The sequence below is a fragment of the Allomuricauda sp. ARW1Y1 genome (assembly GCF_013407935.1).
In the GTDB taxonomy this organism is placed as follows: domain Bacteria; phylum Bacteroidota; class Bacteroidia; order Flavobacteriales; family Flavobacteriaceae; genus Flagellimonas.
The window spans coordinates 157,873-182,121 of sequence record NZ_JACBZU010000005.1; the positions used below are offsets into that span (position 1 = coordinate 157,873).

Genomic DNA, 24,249 nt, shown 5'->3' on the forward strand with positions numbered 1-24,249 from the left:
TTAGCTTTTTTTGTTGACCCTAGTGAGCAAAAAGATACCGATTACAAAAAACAACCCCAAAAAGATGGTGCTGTTGCGCATGCTTCCCGTAAGTTGTGCCACGATACCGTACATGAGCGTGCCAATGATGATTCCTATTTTTTCGGCCACATCGTAAAAACTGAAAAAGGAAGTGGTATCGGTCGTGTCCGGCAAAAATTTGGAGTAGGTGGACCGCGATAGTGCCTGTATACCTCCCATCACCACACCGACCAATCCAGCCGCGATATAGAAATCCATGGGAGTTTGTAAAAAATAGGCATAAACGCAAAGTAGCCCCCATATCACATTGATCAAGATCAATGTTTTAATGTTTCCATACGCCTTGGATGCCATTGCCGTAAGTGTTGCTCCCAAAATGGCCACGATCTGTATCAACAATATACTTATGATGAGTCCCATGGTGCGTTCATTATCCGAACCCCAAACAATTTCTTCTTCCCCAAAGTAAGTGGCAATCAGCATAATGGTCTGTACCGCCATACTGTAAGTGAAAAATGCCCCCAAATAGCGTTTCAGTCTCCTGTTTTCTCCGAGTTGATGCCATACGAGCTTTAACTCCTTGAAACCGTTCAAAATGATGTGGTGTCGCTCCCCTTCCCTTTTATACCCTTTAGGTAAATGCTTAAATGTATACTGACTGAACAATATCCACCAAATACCTACGGAGATAAAAGAGTACTTCATCGCCTTGATTTCAGCAATTTCACCACCATTATCGGTAATGCCAAAAAAATCTGGTTCCATCACCATAAACAAATTGAACACCAATAGTATGACGCTGCCCACATAGCCCAACGAAAATCCTTTGGCACTGATACTGTCCTGTTGCTCTGGATAGGCGATGTCTGGCAAATACGAATTATTGATGGCAAAACTCACCCAAAACCCTACCAGTCCAAAAAAGTAACAGGCCAGTCCAAAATAGATGTTCTCCAACGAGAACCAGTACAGTCCTATGCAAGAGGCGGCCCCCAGATAGCAGAAAAACTTGAGGAACACCTTTTTGTTTCCCAAATAATCGGCCACCCCGGAAACAAGCGGGGTTACGATTGCTATAAAAACAAAGGCCAAAGAAGTCACATAGCTGATTAAAGGAGCTCTTGCAATCTCGCCTCCAAATAGTGTTACCTGCTCAATACCAGCGGTACGGAACAGTAGCCCATAAAAAAGTGGAAAAATGGCGGATGAGATTACCAAACTGTACACCGAATTGGCCCAATCATAAAAAGCCCATGCGTTCAACAGTTTTCTACTTCCTTTTAATGCCAATGTCTGTGCCATGTCCTATCATAAAAAAATGTCACTTCGCTTCCTTGGAAAAACCCATTTTTGGTATCATTTGGATTTTTCGTCTGTTTCGAAGTGACATTCCCAATTATTTATTTTGATTTATTTGAAGGAGGTTACCCCAAATTTACGGGCTTCCTGTTTGGCTGCCGGTGCCCATGCCGTCAAATTATTGATTCTGGTGTCGTTGGAGGGATGGGTGCTCAAAAACTCCGGCGGTGCCTGTCCTCCCGATTTTGCTTTCATTCGTTTCCAAAGTTCGGCAGCTTCGCTGGGATCATATCCTGCAATGGCCATAATCTGAAGTCCTATCCTGTCCGCTTCGGTTTCATGGCTTCTACTAAAGGGCAACATGACCCCCACCTGTGAACCAATGCCATACGCCTGATTGAACATATTTCGCTTTTCTGGGTCTTGGATGGCCACATTCCCTGCCACGGCGCCAATTTGCTGTAAGGTTCCTGCACTCATACGTTGCGCACCATGGTCGGCCAAGGCATGTGCCACCTCATGGCCCATTACAACCGCTACGCCCGTTTCGTTCTGGGTAATCGGTAATATTCCGGTGTAAAAAACAATCTTTCCACCCGGCATGCACCAAGCATTCACGGTCTCATCTTGAACCAAATTATATTCCCATTTGTAATCCTTAAGGTATCCAGGGTAGCCATTGGCATCCAGCCAGCGTTCAGCGGCAGAAGCAATGCGTTGCCCTACCCGTTGTATCATCTCGGCTTCTGAAGTTCCCTTTACCACCTTGTTACTCTCCAAAAATTGGTCGTACTGGGCAAAAGCCATGGGGAACATTTGACTATTGGAGTAAAAATTAAGGGTACTCTTTCCTGTAAACGGATTGGTCTTGCAAGCCGATACCATGAGGAAAGCCACCGCTATCAAAACTATTTTTTTCATATGGCTGTAGTGTTTTTGTCTTCTGAATTTACAAAAATTTATTTTCCGAAAATGTGAAGTTCCGTGAAATCCTTGCTCACTTCAATGGAGTTGTTTCCATTCAGTTTGATATCGTCCAGATTCACCTCTTCGTTATCCAACTCTACGGAATCAATCTTAAAGGGCAGACCGTGGAAACTCATCTTAAAATTCTTGTACGGGGTAATGTAGTTACCGTCCTTGAACTGTTGGATGATCAATTCGTTTTTCTTTCCTGTCAATTTGAATCGCCTTAAGCTGAAGCGGCCTTTTTTATAATCGTACCCTTCTTGTTGGTCTTCGTACACCTGGGAATTTTCGGTTCCTTCCTTATAATAGACATCGATAACAAGCTTTTCGATTTCCTTTTCCCCTATGTATTGCTGCACAGGGTATTTCGGGATCATAGCCCCTTCTTTGATGAACAGTGGCATTCGGTGGATTTCCGCAGAAACCCATCTTTCGATACCGCCTTCATTGAGCTCATCGGTCCAGTAGTTGTACCAATTTCCCTTTGGGAAGTACATTCTTCTGCCCTGTGCGTTGGGTTCTTGCACGGGACAGACCAATATTTGTTTTCCAAAGATGAATTCATCCGTACGGAAATGCGTTTGCTGGTCTTCTTGATCGTAAAACACCAGAGACTGCAACATGGGAAAACCCTGTTTGATGTAGTTGTAGAACATGGTGTAGAGATAGGGCATCAATTGATACCTCAACTCGATAAATTCACGGACAATATCGGTTATCTCCTCTCCAAACGACCATGGCTCCTGATCGCCGTGGTCACCACTGGAATGTACCCTGCAAAAAGGGTGGAACACCGCCAATTGCATCCAACGGGCAAAAAGTTCGCCGTTGGGCTGCTCGGCAAATCCACCAATATCGGAACCTACAAAAGAATATCCGCTCATGCACATGCGTTGCATCTGTACATTGGCAATCCATAAATGTTCCCAAGTGGCCACATTATCGCCCGTCCAAGTGGCACAGTAACGCTGGGTACCAGCATAGGCCGCCCTAGTAAGCACAAAGGGACGTCGAGGAAACATGTATTTTTTGACCCCTTCGTAAGTGGCCCTTACCATCTGCATGCCATAAACGTTGTGTGCTTTTCTGTGGCTACATGGGTGCCCATCGTAATCGTGGCGTACATCGAGATTGGCCGTTTTGGTAGGCACTTCCATTACAGCAGGTTCATTCATGTCGTTCCAAACACCGCTCACGCCCATATCGGCAATCATCTCTTTGTATAGGCCGGCCCACCATTCCCGTACTTCTGGATTGGTAAAATCCGGAAATTTGCACTCCCCGGGCCATACTTTTCCCTTAAAATGCGGTCCATCGGCCCTTCTACAAAAGTATCCGTGGTCCATGGCCTGTTGGTACACCCAATAATCGCGGTCTATTTTGATGCCCGGATCAATCATGGTGATGACCTTAAAGCCATCTTCCGCCATTTCCGCTATCATCTTCTTCGGATTGGGGAAATGTTGGTTGTTCCAAGTAAAACAGCGGAACCCTTCCATATAATCGATATCCAAATAAATGGCGTCACACGGAATCTTCAGTTTTCTAAAAGTTGATGCAATATCCCTCACCTTATCCTCTGGAAAATAGCTCCATTTGGATTGATGAAACCCAAGGGCCCATAGTGGCGGAAGCTCAGGAACGCCCGTCAAATCCGTATAAGATTCCACTACATCCTTCATTTTGGGTCCGTAGAAGAAATAATAGTTCATTTCCCCACCATCTGCCCAAAAACTGGTTACGTTCCGTTTCTCGTTGGCAAAATCAAAATAGGTGCTGAAGGAATTGTCGAAAAATATGCCATAGGCAATGCTTTCTTTGAGCCCCACGTAAAACGGGATGGATTTGTACAAAGGTTCTTGGTCCTTGCCGTAGGCGTAGGAATCGGTTACCCAGTTGTTCACCCGTTTACCCTTCAGGTTGGTGTGCGAGGCCTTGTCTCCCATACCGTAGTAACTTTCCCCTGCATGGCAAATTTTGCTCATTTTCACCACATTGCCCCCATAATCGAAGTTCTCCTCCCAATGGAAACCAAGCTCGTCCTCTGCTAAAATTACCCCATCCAGATCTACAATCTGCACTTTGAGGTTGGTCTTGTTGATGTAGATCTTGATCTTCGCCGTGGTGATCACGTACTCCGGAATCTCATCTTCCACGGTAAGCTCATTATACCCAAGGTTCACATCTTCACTGATGGCATAGGAAAAATCGGGTTCAAAAACGTGCTCGGTGGCATATCTGAATCGGACAACGCTGTCCCTTAGAATGGTGACTTGCAAAATGACCCCGTTCTGGGTGGTGAAGTATAGTTTGTCGTTTTCCTGTTTAAAATCGACTATATGGTTAGGGAACTGATTTCCCGTTCTGGCTATTTCTGTATTGGTTATCATCTATAATCAGTTGAGGCTAGCAAAAGAAACACAAAAGCCTGAATAATTAAAAATATGTTTTGAAAAGCAATCAACTACAACGTTGTAGCTTTGCTTTTATCGGTATACGACTACGCCCAATGGCGGTAGATTCATCAAAACGGACTGTTCCTGACCGTTCCAAGAGGTCTTGGAGGGTTTCATGGTCTTTTTGCCCATGCCACTTCCCGAATATTTTTTGTCATCACTGTTAAAAACCAATTTAAGCGTAGTGCTTTTTGGCACCCCTACCCTATAATTTTCCCTTGGGACCGGGGTGAAGTTGCAAACAATGATCAAGTCGTCCTTTGGGTCGTTGCCTTTCCGAATGTACGAAATCACCGAGTTCTCTTGGTCGTTGTACTCAATCCACTGAAAACCTTCTGGCTGGAATTGTTTCTCATAGAGTGCCGGACTTGTTTTGTACAGTTTGTTCAAATCCTTGATCACCTCCTGTATTCCCGAATGAAAGTCGTACTGGGTCAAATGCCAATCCAAGCTTTCCTGAAAATTCCATTCGGAGGACTGTCCAAATTCACCTCCCATGAACAACAAATTACCTCCAGGATGGGTAAACATGTAGCCATAAAGCAACCTCAAATTGGCAAAGCGCTGCCATTCATCGCCGGGCATTCGGTACAGTAAGGATTGTTTACCGTACACAACCTCATCATGGGAAAAGGGCAGCATAAAATTTTCCGTAAAGGCGTAGGTAAGACTAAAACTTATGGAGTTCAAATCATACGAACGATGGATTGGGTCTTTTTTAAAGAATTCCAAGGTATCGTGCATCCAGCCCATCATCCATTTCATGCCAAAACCCAGCCCACCGTAATGTACAGGTTTGGTAACGCCTGTAAAGGCAGTGGATTCTTCGGCAATGGTCTGTACCCCTTTAAAACTGGCATAGACCTCTTGGTTCATTTCTTGCAGGAAGGATATGGCTTCTAAATTTTCGTTATTGCCATAGATGTTGGGTTCCCATTCTCCATCTTCACGGGAATAATCCAAATAGAGCATGGAAGCCACTGCATCTACCCGAAGGCCGTCCACATGGTACTGGTCGAGCCAAAAAATGGCGTTGCTGATCAAAAATGCCCGTACTTCGTTACGTCCATAGTTAAATATCAAACTTTTCCAGTCGGGATGATAACCCCTTCGTCTATCTGGATGTTCATACAGGTGAGATCCGTCGAAAAAGCCCAAACCGTGGGCATCTTCGGGAAAGTGGGATGGCACCCAATCCAAAATCACCCCAATGCCCCTTTGGTGCAGGGCATCTACCAAAACCTTAAAATCCTCAGGTTTGCCAAAACGCGAGGTCGGCGCAAAGTAACCCGTTAGTTGATAACCCCAAGAAGGGTCGTAAGGGTACTCCATAACCGGCATAAACTCCACATGGGTAAAGCCCATTTCCTCCACATAATCGGCCAATTCCTTTGCCATTTCCAAATAACTCAGCGATTGCCAACCATTCTTCTTTTTCCAAGAGCCCAAATGGACCTCATAAACCGAATACGGTTTGTCCAATGCGTTCTTTTCTTCACGGGTTTCCATCCAGCCGCTGTCCTTCCACTTGTAATTATCGTCCCAGACCAAGGATGCAGTTTGTGGAGGCTGCTCGCAGAAACGGGCAAAAGGGTCCGCCTTTTCGGTCCAGATATCGTTGTTATGGGATTGTATTTTATATTTGTACTTGATTCCTTTGTCAACTCCCGGAATAAAACCCTCCCAGATTCCGCTGCTGTCCCAGCGCACATTCAACTGGTGTTCCCCAACAGTCCAATAGTTGAAATCGCCAATTACACTGACCGACTTTGCCGAAGGTGCCCAAACAGCGAAATACGTCCCTTTCACCCCATCGACTTCGGTGAGGTGCGACCCTAACTTGTCATACAGGCGAAAATGCTTTCCAGATTTAAAAAGATCGATATCAAACTCCGTAAAAAAACTGTGTGGAACTACCTTTGACATAAAAGTGTTTTTAGTGCTTATACAATAATACGCAACTTTAGGGAAGAATACGATTTTGATAATCGGTTTGCCATTAAAATCATTTTTTTTCAAAAAGTGGAACGCTTTTTGATTTTAATGCGTTAACAGTTAAAAGTAACACAAATCCAAAATCCAAAAATCATGAATAAATTTAGTACAATTTTAGGAGCAGTTATCGTTTTTGTTTTCGCGGCTTGCGAAGGCCCACAAGGTCCTCCGGGCTTTGACGGGTTGGACGGCCTAGATGGAGCTCCTGGCGCTCCAGGTATCCAAGGACAGGTAGTGGAAGTAGAGGGCGTTGACTTTGGCTATGATGCCGAAGCCAATCTCTTCAGTACCCTGATCACCTTTTCCGATGTGACCAATTTTGAGGTATTCGAATCGGATGCCGTATTGGTATATCGCCACGACGGGGTTATCGATTTAAGCGATGGTTCCACTGCAGATGCATGGACCCAAATACCACAGAATTATTTTTTGCCAGGTGGAACCATTCAATATGTGTTTTCCCATACTTTTGTGGACCTGGAGCTGTTTATCGATGGTAATTTTGATTTATCCACCCTTAGCACGGACTTTACGGACAATCAGCTGTTCCGTATCGTATTCATACCGAGCGAATATGCCCAATCTCCGGATTTTGATGCCTCCAACATTGACAGCGTGATGTCCAAATTACAGATCAATGAAGGACAGGTAATCCAGTTGGACCTTCAATAAATCATATAAAAATGATATTTTAAGTCTCATTGAAAATCAATGGGACTTTTTTTATGGTAATTTTGAAAGGATAGCCATAAAAAGTCGTCCAATCATAAAAAAACAAGAATGGGAAAAAGATTGCTATTGATTGCATTGGTAGTTCTGACCGGATGCAAGGGAAACTCACAGGAAGAAAAAAAGGAGACCGAAAAAGAAACCACCTTTAAGGTCAACAAAACGGATGCCGAATGGCGTGCCGAGCTTACCGACATGGAATACTACGTGCTTCGCAAGGCCGCCACAGAGAATGCTTTCTCCAGTGAACTATTGGACATTAAGGAAAAGGGCACCTACGTATGCGCCGGTTGTGGCACTCCCCTGTTCAAGAGCGAGCATAAATTTGACTCAGGGACCGGGTGGCCCAGTTTTGATAGGGAAATCGAGGGCAATGTGGCCTACGACGTGGATTATAAAATAGGAGTGGCCCGTACCGAAGAGCATTGCGCCGTGTGCGGAGGGCATTTGGGGCACGTATTCAACGATGGTCCGCGGAATACCACTGGAAAAAGACACTGCATCAATGGAGCCGCGCTTGATTTTATTCCGGATAACCCATAATTTGGCATAAAAAATTTCTATGGACAAGAAATATGGGGTAAACAAAACCGAAGAAGAATGGAAACAGCAACTTTCCCCTGAGGAATATTATGTTCTGAGGCAAAAGGGTACCGAACGGCCCTATACTGGAAAGTTCGACCTTCATTTTGAAGATGGCAACTACCACTGTAAAGCCTGCAATGCCAAACTTTTTGAAAGTGAGCACAAATTTGAAAGCGGTTGTGGTTGGCCTTCTTTTGATCAAGCTGTTGAAGGCGCCATCGAGTACATTCGCGATACCAGCCATGGTATGGTACGCACTGAAACGGTCTGTGCCAACTGCGGTAGCCATTTGGGACATGTTTTTAATGATGGGCCTCGGGAAACCACTGGGCAACGGTACTGCATCAATTCAGTGAGCATCGATTTTGACCCAGAAGGTTAAATTCTTCCCCGAACAACCATTTTTTCAGATTTCACAAACGAATCCAAATTTGAGTTTTTCAACTTGGGAAATGGAGATTGATTTGCGTACTTTTGCAGCTGCCATTCAACGGCAGGTTTTTATCTAACAACTAAAATCAAAATCTAATGAGCAAGTTCGATATAATTGTTTTGGGAAGTGGTCCAGGTGGATACGTTACTGCCATCAGGGCATCACAATTAGGTTTCAAAACAGCCATTATAGAAAAGGAAAGTTTGGGAGGTGTATGTCTAAATTGGGGATGTATCCCAACCAAGGCCCTTCTTAAATCCGCTCAGGTTTTTGAATATCTGAAACATGCCGAAGATTATGGTTTGAATGCCAAAGATGTAAGCCATGATTTTGATGCCGTTGTCAAGAGAAGCCGAAGCGTGGCCGATGGCATGAGCAAGGGGGTCCAATTCTTGATGAAAAAGAACAAAATCGAGGTCATCAATGGATTTGGAAAACTGAAAAAAGGAAAAAAAGTAGAAGTAAAAGCTGAGAACGGTGATACCACCGAGTATTCAGCGGACCATATCATCATCGCCACTGGGGCTCGCAGCCGCGAGTTGCCTAGCCTTCCCCAAGACGGCAAAAAAGTCATTGGGTACCGTGAGGCCATGACCTTGGAAAAACAGCCCAAGAAAATGATCGTGGTAGGCAGTGGTGCCATCGGAATGGAGTTTGCCTATTTCTATCACTCCATGGGTACCGAGGTTACTGTAGTGGAATATATGCCGAACATTGTGCCCGTAGAGGACGAGGATATTTCCAAACAATTGGAACGTAACTTCAAAAAATCGGGCATCAAAATCAAGACTTCCGCAGAGGTGACCAAGGTGGATACGTCTGGTGATGGCGTTAAAGCCACGGTAAAGACCCAAAAAGGCGAAGAAGTTTTGGAGGCTGACATCGTACTATCTGCAGTGGGAATCAAAACAAACATCGAGAATATTGGATTGGAAGATGTGGGCATCGCCACAGACCGTGACAAAATATTGGTGAACGACTACTACCAAACCAACATACCCGGTTACTTTGCCATTGGCGATGTAACCCCAGGACAGGCATTGGCGCACGTAGCCTCGGCTGAAGGTATTATTTGTGTAGAAAAATTAGCAGGAATGCACGTAGAGCCCTTGGATTACGGCAACATCCCAGGATGTACTTACTGTATCCCCGAAATCGCCTCTGTTGGGTTGACAGAAAAGCAAGCCAAGGAAAAAGGATATGACCTTAAGATTGGTAAATTCCCGTTTTCGGCGAGCGGTAAGGCCAAAGCCGCAGGAACCCCTGATGGTTTTGTAAAAGTAATCTTTGATGCCAAATACGGAGAATGGTTGGGTTGCCATATGATCGGTGTTGGGGTAACCGACATGATCGCAGAAGCCGTAGTGGCCAGAAAACTGGAAACCACCGGACATGAAGTACTGAAAGCAGTCCACCCTCACCCTACCATGAGCGAAGCTGTAATGGAAGCGGTTGCGGATGCTTACGATGAAGTAATCCACCTATAACCTATGCTTAAGATTTTTAGGGCCACTGCTATTTTAGAAGGTATTTCCTATCTACTCCTTTTCGGAATGACCATGCCATTGAAGCATTGGGCGGATATTCCTGAACCAAACCAAGTGGTTGGGATGGCACATGGAATATTGTTTATTCTATACGTAGTGGTGGCCATCGTTTTTTGTTGGGAACGCAAATGGAAGCTCAGAAGATTTGTTATACTTTTTATAGCCTCCCTCCTTCCCTTCGGGACGTTTTATGCTGACAAAAAGTACTTGAAGGAACTAGCCTAAAAAACTCTGGATGGCCAAATCATAACTCTGCAGGCCAAACCCAAGGATTACTCCTTTAGCGACCGGTGCTATGTAGGATACATGGCGATATGCCTCGCGCTCATGCGTGTTGGAAATATGCACTTCGATTACGGGTGATTCCACCGCTTTTACCGCATCACCAATGCCAACGGAGGTATGGGTGTAGGCTGCGGCATTTAAAATGATACCATCGTAATCGAACCCTACTTCCTGTATTTTAGCAATGATTTCCCCTTCAATATTGGATTGATAGTACGACAGTTCCACCTCGGGGAATTTGGATTGAAGCGTTGCAAAATAGTCCTGGAAAGTGGTACTCCCATAGATTTCGGGTTCACGCTTTCCCAAGAGGTTGAGGTTGGGTCCGTTGATGATGATCAATTTCATGCTTTCAAAAATACAATAAAAAGAAAAGAGACCGTCTAAAAAGCAGTTTACCTATCAGTTCGAGCGCCCGCCTGCGGCAGGCAAGCGCTCAACCTGACAAAGCTCAACTATTATTTTGCTTTTTAGATAGCCTCTTAATTGTGCTATGTTCTGTTCTTTAATTAATGGCGAATTGAAGTCCAAAGCCGAATGCGCCAACCTCGTTGTCGCCCACATCGCTAAGTACCACAGAAGGGCGCCAATCAAAATTGATGACAAAGGGCACCCCATCTACTTTAAAGTCGAGCCCCAAATGCGGACGCAATGCAAAAATATTATCCGAATTCTTGATAAAAATAATACTGGGACCAACCCCAGCGTACCAGCGCAATCCCTTTGCCCTAAAAAATTCCTTGTGATAGGAGTACAAAAAGGTTGCAATGGTGGCATTGTCCTCAAAGCCCAAATCTCCCTGGCCAACATGGTTATCGGAAAAAAAGTATTTTCCAGTGGCCCCGAAAAAAGTGGCGTCATCATAAAGGTCAATCCCCAATCCCAGAGCGGCCCGATAATTGGTTTGGGCCTTTACCGCCAAATGTCCAAGCATTCCAAGTGCAAAAACTAAAAGTAATTTTCTCATTTTCTAAACATAATTAATGGTTAATATTCATGGTTTTTTGCAAGATTTGGGGTTATGAACAGTTACTTTTTTACTATCTAAAACAAAAATTTACTATCTAAAACAAAAACAACAATCCCAAGGCGACCATCGAGTAATCGTAATCGTCACTGATATTTACATAGGATATATTCAATTCTGTAGTACTACTTATGTTTACGCCCACCATTGGCCTAATGTAAAGTCCCCCAGTATTTCCTTCATTTATTCCAATGGCATAGCCCACATCGGCCCCTAGCTTAAAATCGTAGGTAGGATAAAGTCGGAATGCCGCTGCCGCCGGGATATATTGGATATCCGGAAAATCAACTTCCACTGCAACCGGACCAATATCTTCGGTCGATGTGTTCCCAAAGGCATTCATAAATCCTGTCGCCAAACCTACATCTACCATTTCGGATACGGACCAGTGATATCCCAAATCGAGACCCAGCTCAAAATTGGAAAAATCGGAAATATCGCCTAGCGGCACACCAACATGGACTCCCGCTTTAAAACTTGTTCGGTCCACATGCTGTGCACTGGACGAATAACTGATGGCAACCATCGCTAGAATTGCCATTACAAAGGTTTTTTTACTCATGGTTGTATTTTTTCTACCTGAAAAACGCATGGATGACCAAAAAAGTACCTTTTGTAATATTTTTCCTATAAAATTCTTTCATTCTAAAATGCAGCATGGTTTGCTTGCCGAAAAGTAGCAAAATAAATCATGTTGGAAGTGGCCAATTGACGGATGCCCCTTTTGAATTGACCAATGCCCCTTCCCGATCAACAGAAGGTTTTTTGCAATTAGTTTTATGGTGTTGATGATAGCTATTCCAGCATGATGAAATCAAAAAATCGCTAGGAATAACCTCACATTTTGATCAGGGTTCAGTTTCCCCCTTTCCATATTCTCTTTTATAAATACGCACGATTACCAAAAACAGACTGACCAGCAACGGCCCAAAAATCAGACCTATAAATCCAAATAAAGGGATACCCACCAAAACCCCGATCAAGGTTACAAGTGGGTGAACATCATCGAGTTTTTTAAGGATGTACAATCGAATAAGGTTATCGGTAGATCCTACCACTATGGACCCATATAACAAGACACCCCAAGCCTGAAAATGATTACCATTGGACAGGGACAACACAAATACGGGTAATGTACCCAATAGGTTACCTACAAAGGGAATCATGGAACCAATGGTGACCATAATGGCCCAAAAAAGGGCATTGTCAACACCAAAAATCAGAAAACCTATTAAGGCCACGACCCCTTGTGCAAAAGCGACCAAAGGAATTCCCAAGGTATTGGCACGGACAATTTCCCTTACCTCATCCCCGATTATCTTCAAATTATGATTTCCGATAGGTATGTACTCATAAAGCGATTCGTATAACTTTTTTTGATTGGTGAGCATGTAAAACAATAGAAAGTACATTATGGAAATTGCTATGACCGCGTTAAAAGTACCGCCCGCAAGTCCCTGTAAATTTGAGGTAAGCCATTCCGTTACCGCAGAGGCATCCACTTGGGAAGTGAGCCTGAATCCTACGTAATCTTCGAGCGTTTGCAATTGGGATTTGATCATGGAGGTTATTTGCTCCGAATTTTCCGCGGCCTTACGGATTCTTTTCCCAAGCATAAAAAATGCTCCTGCTATGGGAAGTAGAATGATAAAAAAGGAGGTCAACATTAAAAGAATTGCAGACAATGTGGAATTCCATCCCTTGTCCTCCAATTTTTCCATGGGCCTTTTTAAAAGGACAAACAAAGTAATGGTACCTAGAATACCCGAGAAATAGGGAGCAATTTCCGAGAAAATCAACCCCGCCATCAAAAGAATCAAGAGAAGGATAAAAATCTGTCGTACTATTTTGGGGGGTATTTGTTTCATCTATTATCTGTAGATTGTTACGATTGCGCGTGATTGAATCAGTTTAGGTTGATGGGTTTCATTTGTGTAATGACCATCACAAAACATGGCCAAATTGAAAAAACAAACATGATCAGCTTACCCCATTCAAGGTTTTTATTGCCCTTAAAACTATTTTAAGTTGATTCAGAATATGCTATTGCGTTAACAATTAAAGGATTGACGTTAAATAATTTAAGCTTCACGCCTTAGTTTACTTACAGTATTAATCATTAAAAACAAAACATATGAATACTGATCAGCTAGAAGGCAAATGGAAACAAGTAAAAGGAAAGTTTAAACAAAAATATGGGGAGGTAACCGATAACGACCTTTCTTATTCCGAAGGAAAATTCGAAGAGATGCTCGGAAGGGTACAAGAGAAAACAGGAAAATCCAAAGAAGCATTAAAAAAGGAAATCGAAAGCTTATAATTCCCTTCCTTTTCTAATAAAAAGTCCCCGTCTCGCGACGGGTTTTTTATTTTAAAATCGATTTACCGTTGAACCGAAGAATCTAAGTGAAATAATCATACCTGTATAAGCACAGTTCCATAATCCATTTATCTTTAAACAAAATTGAACTACACAAAAATCAACCTAAGAGTACCATGGGTTGATATATATTTGTGATGATGAATTGGCAGCAGGCGATTAAGGATTATCAAAATTACTTAAAGATAGAGCGAGGGCTCTCTCCAAACTCCATTGTGAACTACACCATGGATTTGGAAAAGCTCCAAAGTTATCTGGACGAATACTCCATTGCCGAAAAACCGGTCCATATTCGCAGAGAAACAGTTCAAGAATTTATTTACAGCATTGCCAAAGTGGTTACCCCGAGAACGCAGGCCAGGATAATTTCCGGTTTGAAAGGATTCTTCAACTATTTGGTTTTTGAGGATTACCGGGAAGACAACCCCATGGATTTGATCGAGACCCCAAAAATTGGACGCAAACTTCCAGACACCCTTTCCGAAACAGAAATCAACAGCCTGATTGCCGCTATCGACCTCTCCAAACCAGAAGGCGAGCGTAACCGGGCGATTATCGAAACCCTGTATGGCTGTGGTCTGCGTGTTTCCGAACTCATCAACCTCAAACTATCCGACCTTTATTTTGATGAGGATTTTATCCAAGTGACGGGCAAGGGCAACAAACAGCGCTTTGTTCCCATTAGCGGCATCAACCAGAAATACATCAACATATATCGAAATGAGGTGCGTGTACATTTACCCATTCAAAAGGAACACGAGGATATTGTTTTTTTGAATCGAAGGGGCAAACAGCTAACTCGTGCCATGATTTTCACTATTGTAAAGCAACTTGCTGAAAAAGTGGGATTGCAGAAAAACATCAGTCCACACACCTTTCGGCATTCCTTTGCGACCCATCTACTGGAAAACGGAGCCGATTTGAGGGCCATTCAACAAATGTTGGGCCATGAAAGCATCACCACCACCGAGGTGTACATGCACGTAAACCGTTCACATTTAAGCAAGGTTCTTAATGAGTTTCATCCAAGGAGAAAAAAAGATTAATCACGCATTAAGGTATCCTTTTCCACTTTATTCTGTTTTTTAAACGGCCGGATTATCAATCGGGCCTCACGATCAAATCGGACATAATTGTAAACCCAATTGATGAAGACCACTACGCGGTTCCTAAAACCGATCAGAAAATACAGGTGGACGAACATCCATACGAACCAAGCGAACACGCCTTGAAATTTAAACTTGGGCAAATCCACAACCGCCTTGTTCCGGCCAACAGTGGCCATGCTTCCTTTATCTTTATAAACAAAGGGCTTCATGGATTTACCTTCAACCAGACGCACCAAATTATCCCCTAAATTTCTGCCTTGTTGCATGGCAGGCTGTGCCATCATCGGATGTCCATGCGGAAAAGCCTCGGTGGTCATTTGCGCCACATCTCCAATGGCAAAGATATTCTCGAACCCTTCCACTTGGTGAAATTCATTTACCCGCAACCTGTTGCCATGGCTCAGATAATTGGCCCCATACAAACCTTTCAGACTCACCGCCCTAACTCCTGCCGCCCAAACCAAGGTTTCCGCATCGAAAATGGTGTTGGTATTGGTGGTTATCCGTTTGCCATCATAATCGGTGACCCGAATATTTTTCCAAACGTTCACTCCCAATTCCTCCAAAAACTTCTCCGCTTTTCGGGAGGCTACTTCGCTCATGGCGGGCAGCAGCCTGTCGCCTGCCTGCACCAAATTGATTTGGGCTCTACGGGTGTCCAGATCGGGATAATCCTTGGGCAGGATTCCTTTTTTGATTTCGGCCAGGGCCCCGGCAAGTTCCACTCCCGTGGGTCCACCCCCAACGATCACAAAGTTCATAAGGGCATCCCTTTCATGGAGGTCATCCGTTAAAAGGGCTTGCTCGAAATTCTCTAGGATAAGACTACGTAAGTTTAGCGACTGCGGAATGGTCTTCATGGCCATACCCTTGGCCTCCAATGCTTTGTTTCCAAAAAAATTGGTTTCGGACCCAGTGGCCACGACCAAATAGTCGTAGGCTATTTCACCGATGTTGGTCTTGACCAGCTTGGCCTCTGTGTTCACCTCTTTGACCTGGGCCAATCGAAAATAGAAGTTGGGATATCCCTGCAATACCTTTCGGATAGGGTATGCAATCGAATCCGGTTCCAGCCCTCCAGTGGACACCTGATACAATAAAGGTTGGAAATTGTGGTAATTGTGTTTATCCAACAACACCACCTGTACTTCTTTCTTGCTTAATTTCTTGGCTAGTGCTATGCCTCCAAAACCGCCGCCTATGATAACGACTCTTGGAAAACTGGATTGAGGAATGTTCATGCTCGACATACCCACAAATTTACGTATTCCGCACTACAGCGACCCATGTCAGGATGGTTTTTTTGTATCTTTAGTGTCTAACTCAAAATAACTTCAACCGATGAAAAAACTTCTTCCCTTGGGTGCCCTATTACTACTATGCACCTTGTCCGTTAATGCCCAAAAAAAGAAGAATGATGTCCTAAAACAATTGGACGCAAAAGCTGAGACCTATAGCGAAATTGCCCACACTATCTGGGGTCTTGCCGAAATGGGCTATTTGGAGGAAAAGAGTTCAGCACTATTGCAGGAGACCCTTGCTGCCGAAGGTTTTTCCATAGAAAAAGGAATTGCCGGGATTCCAACGGCATTTGTGGCCGAATATGGTTCTGGGTATCCTGTCATCGGAATATTGGGGGAATATGATGCCCTACCCGGACTGTCGCAAGAGGCGGTTCCAGAAAAAAAATCTGCTGGTGGAGAAGCTGGGCATGCCTGTGGCCATCACCTGTTCGGAACCGCATCCACAGCTGCTGCCATTTCCGTAAAGGATTGGATGAAAGCGAATAACATAAAGGGAACCATCCGCTTTTATGGATGCCCTGCCGAGGAAGGGGGCTCTGGAAAAGTATATATGGTGCGCGAAGGTGTTTTTGATGATGTGGATGTAGCCTTGCACTGGCACCCAAGTTCCGCAAATGCAGCAAGTGCAGGTGCCGCTTTGGCCAATAAATCGGCCAAATTCAGATTCTATGGCATTTCAGCCCATGCGGCAGCAGCACCACAAATGGGTCGTTCTGCATTGGATGGTGTGGAGGCTATGAACTATATGGTGAACATGATGCGAGAGCATGTACCGGAAGATGCCAGAATCCACTATGTGATAACCGAAGGCGGCGAGGCGCCCAACGTTGTGCCCGATTTTGCCGAAGTATATTACTATGCGAGACACAATACCAGAGATGTGGTAGTCGATATCTTTGATAGAATGGTAAAAGCCGCTGAAGGTGCTGCTTTGGGTACAGGTACCACCATGGAATACGAAATGATCGGAGGAACCCACGAACTGCTTCCCAACCTTACTTTGCAAAAAATGATGCACGACAATCTGGTAAAGGTTGGCGGTGTTACCTATAACGAGGAAGAAAAGGCCTTTGCTGAAAAAATATCGAAAAGCTTGGGCAACAAAACGCTTAATATGGAAATGGCAGAAACCGTGCAACCATACAAAGAAACAGCAGAAGCGTTTGGCTCTACCGATGTCGGTGATGTTAGCTATACAGTACCCACTGCCGGGCTGGGAGCCGCCACTTGGGTGCCAGGTACACCTGCACACAGTTGGCAAGCAGTCGCAGCTGGAGGCATGAGCATTGGTTCCAAAGGAATGATGGTCGCCGCAAAAACAATTGCATTAACGGCTATGGATATTTTTGAAAACCCCAAAACAGTGGAAGCGGCCAAAAAGGAATTGGAAGAGCGAAGGGGAAAAGACTTCAAATACGTACCTATGCTGGGCAATAGACCCCCTGCATTGGATTATCGAAAATAGTTTTTGGGAATCCTTGTAACAAATTAGCAGTTGGATATACTAATAGGTAAAGCAAACTCACCAACCATTTAAGTGAACAAGGAACTGGAACATCGTTTTGTGACGGAACTTGAGGACAATCAGAACATTGTCCATAAGGTGTGTAGCCTATATACCAACGACAAGGATTCCCACCAAGATTTGTTCCAAGAGATTACCATACAGTTATGGAAGGCGTACCCAAAGTTTCGTGGCGATGCCAAATTCAGTACATGGATGTACCGTGTTGCATTGAACACCGCCATTACCTTGTACCGAAAATCCAAAAAAAGGGTGAGGACCCAAGATTTTGATTCGGTACTCTACAAAATCAAGGCCAAAGAGTACGACGATACGGAGGAACGCCAATTAAAACTCATGTACGATGCCATTAAACAGCTTGGCGACATCGATAAAGCATTGGTGTTTCTCTATCTGGAGGACAAAGACTATTCCGAAATAGCCGAAACCTTGGGTATAACAGAAGTGAATGCGAGAGTGAAGATGAGCAGAGTGAAAACAAAATTAAAAACAATTCTAAATCCGTGATTATGTTGGATGAACTGGAGCTCTTGAAAAAGGATTGGCAGAAGCGGGAGGCAGACCTTCCCAAGTTGTCTTATGAGCAGATTTACCCGATGATGAAGAAAAAATCATCATCCATAGTAAAGTGGATTTTTTATATCAGTATCATAGAATTTGTGTTCTGGGCGGGCATCAATATCATTTTCAGTGGCCCAGAGACCATGCAGGAATTAAAGGACATGCACATCTACAAAGTGGTCATGCTGCTAAATGTCTTCAACTACGCCATCATCCTTTACTTTATCTATAAGTTCTATACCAATTACCGAAAAATTTCCTTTACAGATTCATCCAGGGTCATGATGCGGACCATTTTAAAGGTAAAACGCACGGTGACCCAATATGTATGGTTCAACCTCATCATCTTTACCGTAAGTGCCATTATCTACGGATACGGTGTCCTGCTGTACACTCCGGAGGGTCAAGAAATCGTCCAGGCTGCGGCACAGGATGGGGACAGCACCGAGTTTTGGGCATTGATCATTATTACCTCCATTGCCCTTACGGCTGTAGGGCTCTTCATCATCTGGCTGTTCTACAAATTACTATATGGAATTTTACTGAAAAAGCTGAGAAAAAACTACAACGAACTTAAACGTCTGGAAGTCTAACCGTCAATTTTGCCCTTGTAGCTGTATCGCCTTTTTTGATTTTCCTCTTCATAGGCCAACAATTCCGCCTGTGGGATTACCTTTAAAAAGGAAGGATGTTGCTCAATGGCGTATTCCAACTTTTCCAAAATAGCTTCGATGGACTCATTATCGTAATCGATGTCCAAAGGTTCCTTGATGTGCATGGATTGGAGAATCCCTTTCTTTTTGACCCGAAGTCCCTTTTTATCGAACGACCGGCGGAAACCATCGATAACTACAGGTACAACTACTGGTTTATATTTTTTGATAATATGTGCCGTACCCTTACGGAGCGGTTTCCATGGAGTGGTGGTGCCTTGTGGAAAGGTAATTACCCAACCATCGTTAAGCGCTTTTCCTATGTTGGAAATGTCGCTGAACTTTACCTGTCTGTTCACTTCTTGCCCATCTGCCCGCCATGTCCTTTCAATGCTTATGGACCCTGCATAGGCCAAAATCTTGGTCAGCAGGCTCTTTTTCATGGTCTCCTTTGCTGCAACATAATAAATGTTCAGTTTGGGGTTCCATAAATAGCCCAAATTTTTGATGTTGTCCTCCCTACCGCTCAAACTGGCATTAAAAACATGGAACATGGCCACCACATCGGCGAAGTAGGTTTGGTGATTGCTTACAAAAAGAACATTGTTCTCCGGGAGGTCGCGAATAATTTGGGACCCCTCGATTTCCAAGGTATTGAATCCTTTATAGCGTTGGTGCGTCATCATACCGGCTATTCGAATTAGCCATCTCTTTAAAAATAAAATATGACCAAAAGGATTTTTCTTGAACAGACCCATATTTTGTGTTGATTGTAACCGCAAATTTACGAAATCGCCATTAAAGCACTTGCCGCAAAAGTTCCTTGATCTCGCTCAACATCATAGCTGTGGCGCCCCAAACCGTATAACCATTTAATTTAAAGGCAGGTACGTTGATGTTTTTGGCATAGGAAGTACTCAAAATTTCTTGAATATGGTTGGCATCGTCCAGAAAATCCCTGAGATATACCTCTACCAAACGCTCCACCTCTGCCTCTTCTTTAATGAAGGGTTGCGGATTATGGTAAATCCCCATAAACGGCCTTACCAAAAAATTACTGGGCGGGATATACACCTCACTAAGCTCTTTGATCACCTCAACATCGCTTGGTGGCACCCCTACTTCCTCATGGGTTTCCCGGAGTGCGGTATCCATCAGATCTTTGTCTATCCGTTCCACCTTTCCGCCCGGAAAGCCTATCTGATTGGAATGGACGCCCTGATACACCTTACGAAGAATCAACAATAAACGTGTCTGCCGCTCTACATCAGGATAAAACAACGCCATTACCCCAGCCCGTTTGGGGTTCATGTCCTCCCATCGATTCTTCTTCAACCATTCGATTCGAAGCTCCGGGGACATTTTATGGTGCGATTGCTCCCCTGGAAGTGGGAGATTTTTTAATTTTAGGGCACTTTGACAAAATTCATTAAAATCCATGCTGTTGAGACAATCGGCTTTACCTGCAATCTTATTTCTTTTTCTAATCGTTTCCTGCGGAGAATCCCCTAAAAAGGACAAGGACAAAGTTGGGGAAAATATCTCAAAATCCGACACGGTCACCAAAACTCAGATAGATACGACCTCCATTGAAGAGGAAGAAGAAGAGGAACCCTTTCAGTTGACCGAGGAAAATGCCATCGACTTCTTTTTTGATTACTCCAAAAAGCTAAAAATGGATAAGGTAAAGATTACTACCACCATGGGGAGCTTTACCGTGCAACTCTATGATGATGTGCCCTACCACAAGGCCAACTTCATTTATTTGGCGAGACAAAAATATTTTGACAGCACCCAATTCCATCGGGTAGTTAAAGATTTCATTATTCAAGGAGGTAATTCCGATGACAAAAGAACGGCCCGAAAAAGAGGAAAAATAGGTCGCTATTTATTGCCTCCAGATGCAAAGAAGGGGCATAAACACCACCGAGGCACTATCTCCATGCCCAGCAGTGAACGTGACAATCCGCATAAATTGGCCTCTCCCTATGAGTTTTTTATCGTAGTGACCGATCCAGGATCTTACCATTTGGACGGATCTTACACACCATTTGGAAGGGTGATCGATGGGATGGATGTGGTAGATGCCATTAACAACGTTCCCGTAGGTGATGGAGACTGGCCATTCAAGAACGTATATATTTTGAAAGCAGAGGTTCTGTAGGCACCCCCTACCCAATAACCGCCATTTTAGCCTTTTTTGAATCTATTCTTGAGCGCCAGCACATACAAGAACAGTACTGGCTTGGGTTCCATGGTCTTTGGGACTGATTTTTCTTTAATGGGCCTTCTTTCATAAATCGAAAAAAGTACCGCTACAATAATCAAGTTCTTCATGATGTACTGACCCACTAAGGTCAAGGACAAAGGTGCCTCACCAAATACATCATCGGGAAAAAAGATAAGGGGCGAAAAGGTACAGACCATATGGGCTAGGGCCAAGATTACAGCTTGTCGTTTCCATAGCCCGAGCAACAATAATAATCCCACGCCTACTTCCCAGGTTGCTAACACAAAAAGAGAAACCCTATCGGGAATAAGGCCCAGGGTGAGCTGGTGGATGGTATTTTTTGCCAATTCTTCGGCAGGACTCAGGCTCGGGACAAATTTTAATGCCCCGAACCAGAGATATACGATACCCATAGAAATTGACAACAATCGCTTTTTGACGGTATCTCCCATATAGTTTTTTTTAGTTATTGAATTCGTTCATGAGTTCGGGATCAACTTTTACCTTGTTGCTCGCAAAACGATAGGAAACCCCTACGTTGATCAAATAATCGGCAAAGGCGGCGTCGCCCATTCTCGGCTCTCCCGTTATTTGTTGCGTCTCCAAATCGGTGACACTCTGCGGACGCTCCCGTCTCACTGCGAAAGGAACATTCAGGTTGAGGGCAAAATTACCCTTCATAAACGCGATTCCTGGATCAACGGACAGTACATTTCCTGGCCTTCGAAATCCTTGGTTCCCTCCAATAAGGTCCTTTACCGGAACACCTTCATAGCGTACGCCCAAGGAGGCCGATATGGTGTTGCTCAGCGCATGACTAAATCCTCCCCTAACGGAAAACTGATCCGGAACGGCCATAATGGCTTCATTTTGTAGAATCGGGCTTAAGGTTTCCCTAAAGGTCCGGGTTCCATTCGTCTCCCTTGGGTTGATTAAATAAAAACCACCTCCGTAGGCAAAAAAGCGTTCGGCAATCTTTTGGTAAAACTGAAAATCCAAGGTAATCCCAAAACCGCCATCACCGGGTTGGATACTTTGGTCCACCGGCCTAACTTGGGGACCACCCTCGGGTCCAACATTGTAAAATATATCCGAAGCATTATAACTGCCTGTTGGCAGTTTAACCCCAAGTCCAACGGCAACGTTACCATTTTGGTGTTTTTCCAAATCGAACAGCCAGTAGCCCACACCTACCCTGATATCCGCAAGACCTCTTGAAAAAGTGGTATTTCGCTCGTTCCTACCATGCTCGTAAAGCGAAGAACGTGTATTGATAACGGTTGGAATGGTTATGCTCGCATACCATCTATTGGAGAAACCATAGGTTAAAAAGAAGTCCCAAGAATGGGAGTGGTTGATGACTTCGGTCTCATTGGAGACCCTGTCCGGCTCCTCTTCGGTACCCCTAAAATGGCGAAAGGACTTGAAATAGCGATAGTTGCTCCCAATTTGGATATCCCCGGGCCCCAATAGATTGTTTTCCAAGGTGTTTCCCACACAGGAGGAAAAATGGCGAATGGCCACACAGCCCTGGGCTTTTATTGTTTGGATTCCAACAAATGAAATCACCCCTAAACAAAAAATGATTAATGATCGTGAAGTTTTCATACCTGACTTTTGATTGGTTGTTGGGGTACGGATACCTACATCGCACTCCCATGGTTGTTACTAAATTTGCTCGGGAGCCAAAGTAGCGGTATACATCAATGATCGCGACTAACGAAATGGTAATAATGACTAATGGGAGGTTAATGGCGCTAAGCAACAGCTAAGCAAGCTTGTGAAATGGTTATAGGGAATCGAACCTAAATCTTTTTATAGATGCTCGGTAAGCTTATCTTGAATTTGACCGCAAGCAATCTGAGGATGATGACAACTAGAATACCTGCGATATAGGCGAACTCCTCCTTAACCGGAAGCTGCACAATCAAAAAGTAGCTCAAAGCACCCAAAATACAGGCTGTGGCATAAATTTCCTTTCTAAAGATCACTGGAATTTCGTTGCACAAGATATCTCGGATCACCCCACCAAAACAGGCCGTCATGGTGCCCAGGAATACACACATGATAGGCAAAAGCTGTGCTTCAAGTCCTTTTTCGACACCTACCATGGTGTAAAGTCCAATACCTATGGTATCGAAAAGGAAGAGGGATTTTCTCAAATATTTAAGCTTGTTCACAAAAATAATGGCAAAGACCACCGAAATAAATATGGTGATCACATAGGTTAGGTCGTGCATCCAGCCCACGGGAGTATTGCCTATCAACAGATCGCGCAAGGTTCCACCACCAATCGCGGTCACAAATGCAATGATCAGCACCCCAAACAGGTCCAAACGCTTTTCCATAGCGACCAACACTCCTGAAATAGCAAAAGCGATCGTACCCAAAATATCGATGGTGAGGTAGAGCATAGTTACATGTTTTGTGTGTAGTAGTTGTAATCGTTGATGATCACATCCACGAATTCAATCGGTTTTAATGCGGTTTGAACGCCCAAGACTTTCTTGATCCGAGCATCCAACGAGACGATGATATTATGATTGCCATCACGTTTGGCTTGATCATAAAGCTCCTTGATGGTCCGCATTTCGCTATCCTTAAAAACGGTTACCTGTGGGAAGGTGGGTTGATAGCCATCGGGCAGCTCCCTGAGCAAGGTATCGTTTAGCGACACCCTTTTTTTCTCGCTGATCACGGTGGTACCCGCCGCAATATCTCCGATACGCTGTCCTTTGCCACGTATCAAAATAGTGAGTACAGCGGCACCCCCCGAGGTGAGCGACACATCGATGATCCGCAGGGCCCATCGTACAAAATAATTGCCAAAATTGGGCTTGGAACCGTCCAACTTTACCACGCGGAGGTTCATAGCTCCTTTTCCGATGGTTTTTCCGTCCATCAAAGTCTCCAACAGCAAATAGTAAAAAAAAGCCGGGAGGGAAAGTATCAAATAAAAGGCCCACTGGTCATCTATATCGATATCCATCGAAACCAAAAGAACAATGATCAAAATAGAGTAACACAGGATAATAAAACTATCGATGATGTACGCCAACATGCGCTCTCCCAAATGCGATGTGTTTTGGCTGATGGTTATATTTTGGGCCGTTTCTATTTGAAATTGTTCCATATTTTAGT

26 protein-coding genes are annotated in these 24,249 nt (G+C 44.1%); 11 read left to right on the forward strand and 15 right to left on the reverse strand.

What is annotated here, in order from left to right; all coding sequences use genetic code 11:
• From GGE08_RS13680 to glgB, 4 genes are all read right to left on the reverse strand, one after another.
• Positions 1 to 1,323 (reverse strand): MFS transporter, encoded by a 1,323-nt coding sequence (locus GGE08_RS13680; RefSeq protein ID WP_179385442.1) that lies wholly within the window; start codon positions 1,321 to 1,323, stop codon positions 1 to 3.
• A 108-nt stretch (positions 1,324 to 1,431) separates the two neighbouring features.
• Positions 1,432 to 2,241: a M48 family metallopeptidase gene (locus GGE08_RS13685; protein WP_179385443.1), complete on the reverse strand. Its 810-nt coding sequence runs from the start codon at positions 2,239 to 2,241 to the stop codon at positions 1,432 to 1,434.
• A 38-nt stretch (positions 2,242 to 2,279) separates the two neighbouring features.
• A complete protein-coding gene (locus GGE08_RS13690; RefSeq protein WP_179385444.1) occupies positions 2,280 to 4,679 on the reverse strand; it encodes a glycoside hydrolase family 31 protein in 2,400 nt (799 codons plus the stop codon).
• A gap of 96 nt (positions 4,680 to 4,775) precedes the next feature.
• Positions 4,776 to 6,671: a 1,4-alpha-glucan branching protein GlgB gene (glgB, locus tag GGE08_RS13695; protein ID WP_179385445.1), complete on the reverse strand. Its 1,896-nt coding sequence runs from the start codon at positions 6,669 to 6,671 to the stop codon at positions 4,776 to 4,778.
• 162 nt (positions 6,672 to 6,833) lie between these two features.
• On the opposite strand from glgB, the gene GGE08_RS13700 reads away from it, so the two are divergent.
• The 5 genes from GGE08_RS13700 (at position 6,834) to GGE08_RS13720 (ending at position 10,259) form a co-directional block, all read left to right on the forward strand.
• Positions 6,834 to 7,412, forward strand: a complete 579-nt coding sequence (locus tag GGE08_RS13700; RefSeq protein ID WP_179385446.1) for a collagen-like protein — start codon at positions 6,834 to 6,836, stop codon at positions 7,410 to 7,412.
• 108 nt (positions 7,413 to 7,520) lie between these two features.
• A complete protein-coding gene (gene msrB, locus GGE08_RS13705) occupies positions 7,521 to 8,012 on the forward strand; it encodes a peptide-methionine (R)-S-oxide reductase MsrB (RefSeq protein ID WP_179385447.1) in 492 nt (163 codons plus the stop codon).
• 19 nt (positions 8,013 to 8,031) lie between these two features.
• On the forward strand, positions 8,032 to 8,436 hold the full coding sequence (gene msrB, locus GGE08_RS13710) for a peptide-methionine (R)-S-oxide reductase MsrB (protein ID WP_179385448.1): 405 nt from the start codon (positions 8,032 to 8,034) through the stop codon (positions 8,434 to 8,436).
• 146 nt (positions 8,437 to 8,582) lie between these two features.
• Positions 8,583 to 9,974: a dihydrolipoyl dehydrogenase gene (lpdA, locus tag GGE08_RS13715; RefSeq protein ID WP_179385449.1), complete on the forward strand. Its 1,392-nt coding sequence runs from the start codon at positions 8,583 to 8,585 to the stop codon at positions 9,972 to 9,974.
• A gap of 3 nt (positions 9,975 to 9,977) precedes the next feature.
• The gene (locus tag GGE08_RS13720) at positions 9,978 to 10,259 is read left to right on the forward strand and encodes a DUF3817 domain-containing protein (RefSeq protein ID WP_179385450.1); all 282 of its coding nucleotides are present in this window, start codon (positions 9,978 to 9,980) and stop codon (positions 10,257 to 10,259) included.
• On the opposite strand, the gene aroQ is transcribed toward GGE08_RS13720, so the two are convergent.
• The 4 genes from aroQ to GGE08_RS13740 form a co-directional block, all read right to left on the reverse strand.
• Positions 10,251 to 10,667: a type II 3-dehydroquinate dehydratase gene (gene aroQ / locus GGE08_RS13725; protein ID WP_179385451.1), complete on the reverse strand. Its 417-nt coding sequence runs from the start codon at positions 10,665 to 10,667 to the stop codon at positions 10,251 to 10,253. The two genes, GGE08_RS13720 and aroQ, sit on opposite strands and share 9 nt — an antisense overlap.
• A 157-nt stretch (positions 10,668 to 10,824) precedes the next feature.
• The gene (locus GGE08_RS13730; protein ID WP_179385452.1) at positions 10,825 to 11,286 is read right to left on the reverse strand and encodes a hypothetical protein; all 462 of its coding nucleotides are present in this window, start codon (positions 11,284 to 11,286) and stop codon (positions 10,825 to 10,827) included.
• A gap of 97 nt (positions 11,287 to 11,383) precedes the next feature.
• On the reverse strand, positions 11,384 to 11,887 hold the full coding sequence (locus GGE08_RS13735; RefSeq protein ID WP_179385453.1) for an outer membrane beta-barrel protein: 504 nt from the start codon (positions 11,885 to 11,887) through the stop codon (positions 11,384 to 11,386).
• A gap of 307 nt (positions 11,888 to 12,194) precedes the next feature.
• The gene (locus tag GGE08_RS13740) at positions 12,195 to 13,214 is read right to left on the reverse strand and encodes an AI-2E family transporter (protein WP_179385454.1); all 1,020 of its coding nucleotides are present in this window, start codon (positions 13,212 to 13,214) and stop codon (positions 12,195 to 12,197) included.
• Positions 13,215 to 13,480: 266 nt separating this feature from the next.
• On the opposite strand from GGE08_RS13740, the gene GGE08_RS13745 reads away from it, so the two are divergent.
• Positions 13,481 to 13,666 carry a CsbD family protein gene (locus GGE08_RS13745; protein ID WP_179385455.1) on the forward strand — a complete coding sequence of 62 codons (186 nt, stop codon included), beginning with the start codon at positions 13,481 to 13,483 and terminating at the stop codon, positions 13,664 to 13,666.
• Positions 13,667 to 13,866: 200 nt separating this feature from the next.
• Positions 13,867 to 14,772: a site-specific tyrosine recombinase XerD gene (xerD, locus tag GGE08_RS13750; protein ID WP_179385513.1), complete on the forward strand. Its 906-nt coding sequence runs from the start codon at positions 13,867 to 13,869 to the stop codon at positions 14,770 to 14,772.
• Here the strand turns inward: xerD and GGE08_RS13755 are convergent.
• Positions 14,769 to 16,076, reverse strand: a complete 1,308-nt coding sequence (locus tag GGE08_RS13755; protein WP_179385514.1) for an NAD(P)/FAD-dependent oxidoreductase — start codon at positions 16,074 to 16,076, stop codon at positions 14,769 to 14,771. The genes xerD and GGE08_RS13755 overlap by 4 nt on opposite strands.
• Positions 16,077 to 16,176: 100 nt before the next feature.
• Between GGE08_RS13755 and GGE08_RS13760 the strand changes: the two genes are divergently transcribed.
• The 3 genes from GGE08_RS13760 (at position 16,177) to GGE08_RS13770 (ending at position 18,818) form a co-directional block, all read left to right on the forward strand.
• Entirely contained in the window at positions 16,177 to 17,604 is a 1,428-nt protein-coding gene (locus GGE08_RS13760) for an amidohydrolase (RefSeq protein WP_179385456.1), read from the forward strand.
• 72 nt (positions 17,605 to 17,676) lie between these two features.
• Positions 17,677 to 18,171 (forward strand): RNA polymerase sigma factor, encoded by a 495-nt coding sequence (locus tag GGE08_RS13765; RefSeq protein ID WP_127139757.1) that lies wholly within the window; start codon positions 17,677 to 17,679, stop codon positions 18,169 to 18,171.
• Between the two features lie 2 nt (positions 18,172 to 18,173).
• Complete coding sequence (locus GGE08_RS13770) at positions 18,174 to 18,818, forward strand: hypothetical protein (protein ID WP_179385457.1); 645 nt, start codon at positions 18,174 to 18,176, stop codon at positions 18,816 to 18,818.
• Here GGE08_RS13770 and GGE08_RS13775 read toward each other — a convergent pair.
• Together GGE08_RS13775 and GGE08_RS13780 are read right to left on the reverse strand one after the other, a co-directional pair.
• Positions 18,815 to 19,636, reverse strand: a complete 822-nt coding sequence (locus GGE08_RS13775; RefSeq protein ID WP_179385458.1) for a 1-acyl-sn-glycerol-3-phosphate acyltransferase — start codon at positions 19,634 to 19,636, stop codon at positions 18,815 to 18,817. The two genes, GGE08_RS13770 and GGE08_RS13775, sit on opposite strands and share 4 nt — an antisense overlap.
• Before the next feature lie 40 nt (positions 19,637 to 19,676).
• Complete coding sequence (locus tag GGE08_RS13780) at positions 19,677 to 20,318, reverse strand: NUDIX hydrolase (RefSeq protein WP_179385459.1); 642 nt, start codon at positions 20,316 to 20,318, stop codon at positions 19,677 to 19,679.
• On the opposite strand from GGE08_RS13780, the gene GGE08_RS13785 reads away from it, so the two are divergent.
• Positions 20,317 to 21,042, forward strand: coding sequence for a peptidylprolyl isomerase (locus GGE08_RS13785; protein ID WP_179385460.1), 726 nt, complete (start codon positions 20,317 to 20,319; stop codon positions 21,040 to 21,042). The two genes, GGE08_RS13780 and GGE08_RS13785, sit on opposite strands and share 2 nt — an antisense overlap.
• 26 nt (positions 21,043 to 21,068) lie before the next feature.
• Here the strand turns inward: GGE08_RS13785 and GGE08_RS13790 are convergent, their stop codons facing one another.
• The 4 genes from GGE08_RS13790 to GGE08_RS13805 form a co-directional block, all read right to left on the reverse strand.
• Entirely contained in the window at positions 21,069 to 21,560 is a 492-nt protein-coding gene (locus GGE08_RS13790) for a DoxX family membrane protein (RefSeq protein WP_179385461.1), read from the reverse strand.
• A 10-nt stretch (positions 21,561 to 21,570) separates the two neighbouring features.
• Complete coding sequence (locus tag GGE08_RS13795; RefSeq protein ID WP_179385462.1) at positions 21,571 to 22,716, reverse strand: hypothetical protein; 1,146 nt, start codon at positions 22,714 to 22,716, stop codon at positions 21,571 to 21,573.
• 197 nt (positions 22,717 to 22,913) lie between these two features.
• Positions 22,914 to 23,522, reverse strand: a complete 609-nt coding sequence (locus GGE08_RS13800; protein ID WP_179385463.1) for a trimeric intracellular cation channel family protein — start codon at positions 23,520 to 23,522, stop codon at positions 22,914 to 22,916.
• A 2-nt stretch (positions 23,523 to 23,524) separates the two neighbouring features.
• On the reverse strand, positions 23,525 to 24,241 hold the full coding sequence (locus GGE08_RS13805) for an RDD family protein (RefSeq protein WP_179385464.1): 717 nt from the start codon (positions 24,239 to 24,241) through the stop codon (positions 23,525 to 23,527).
• Positions 24,242 to 24,249 lie beyond the last annotated feature (8 nt).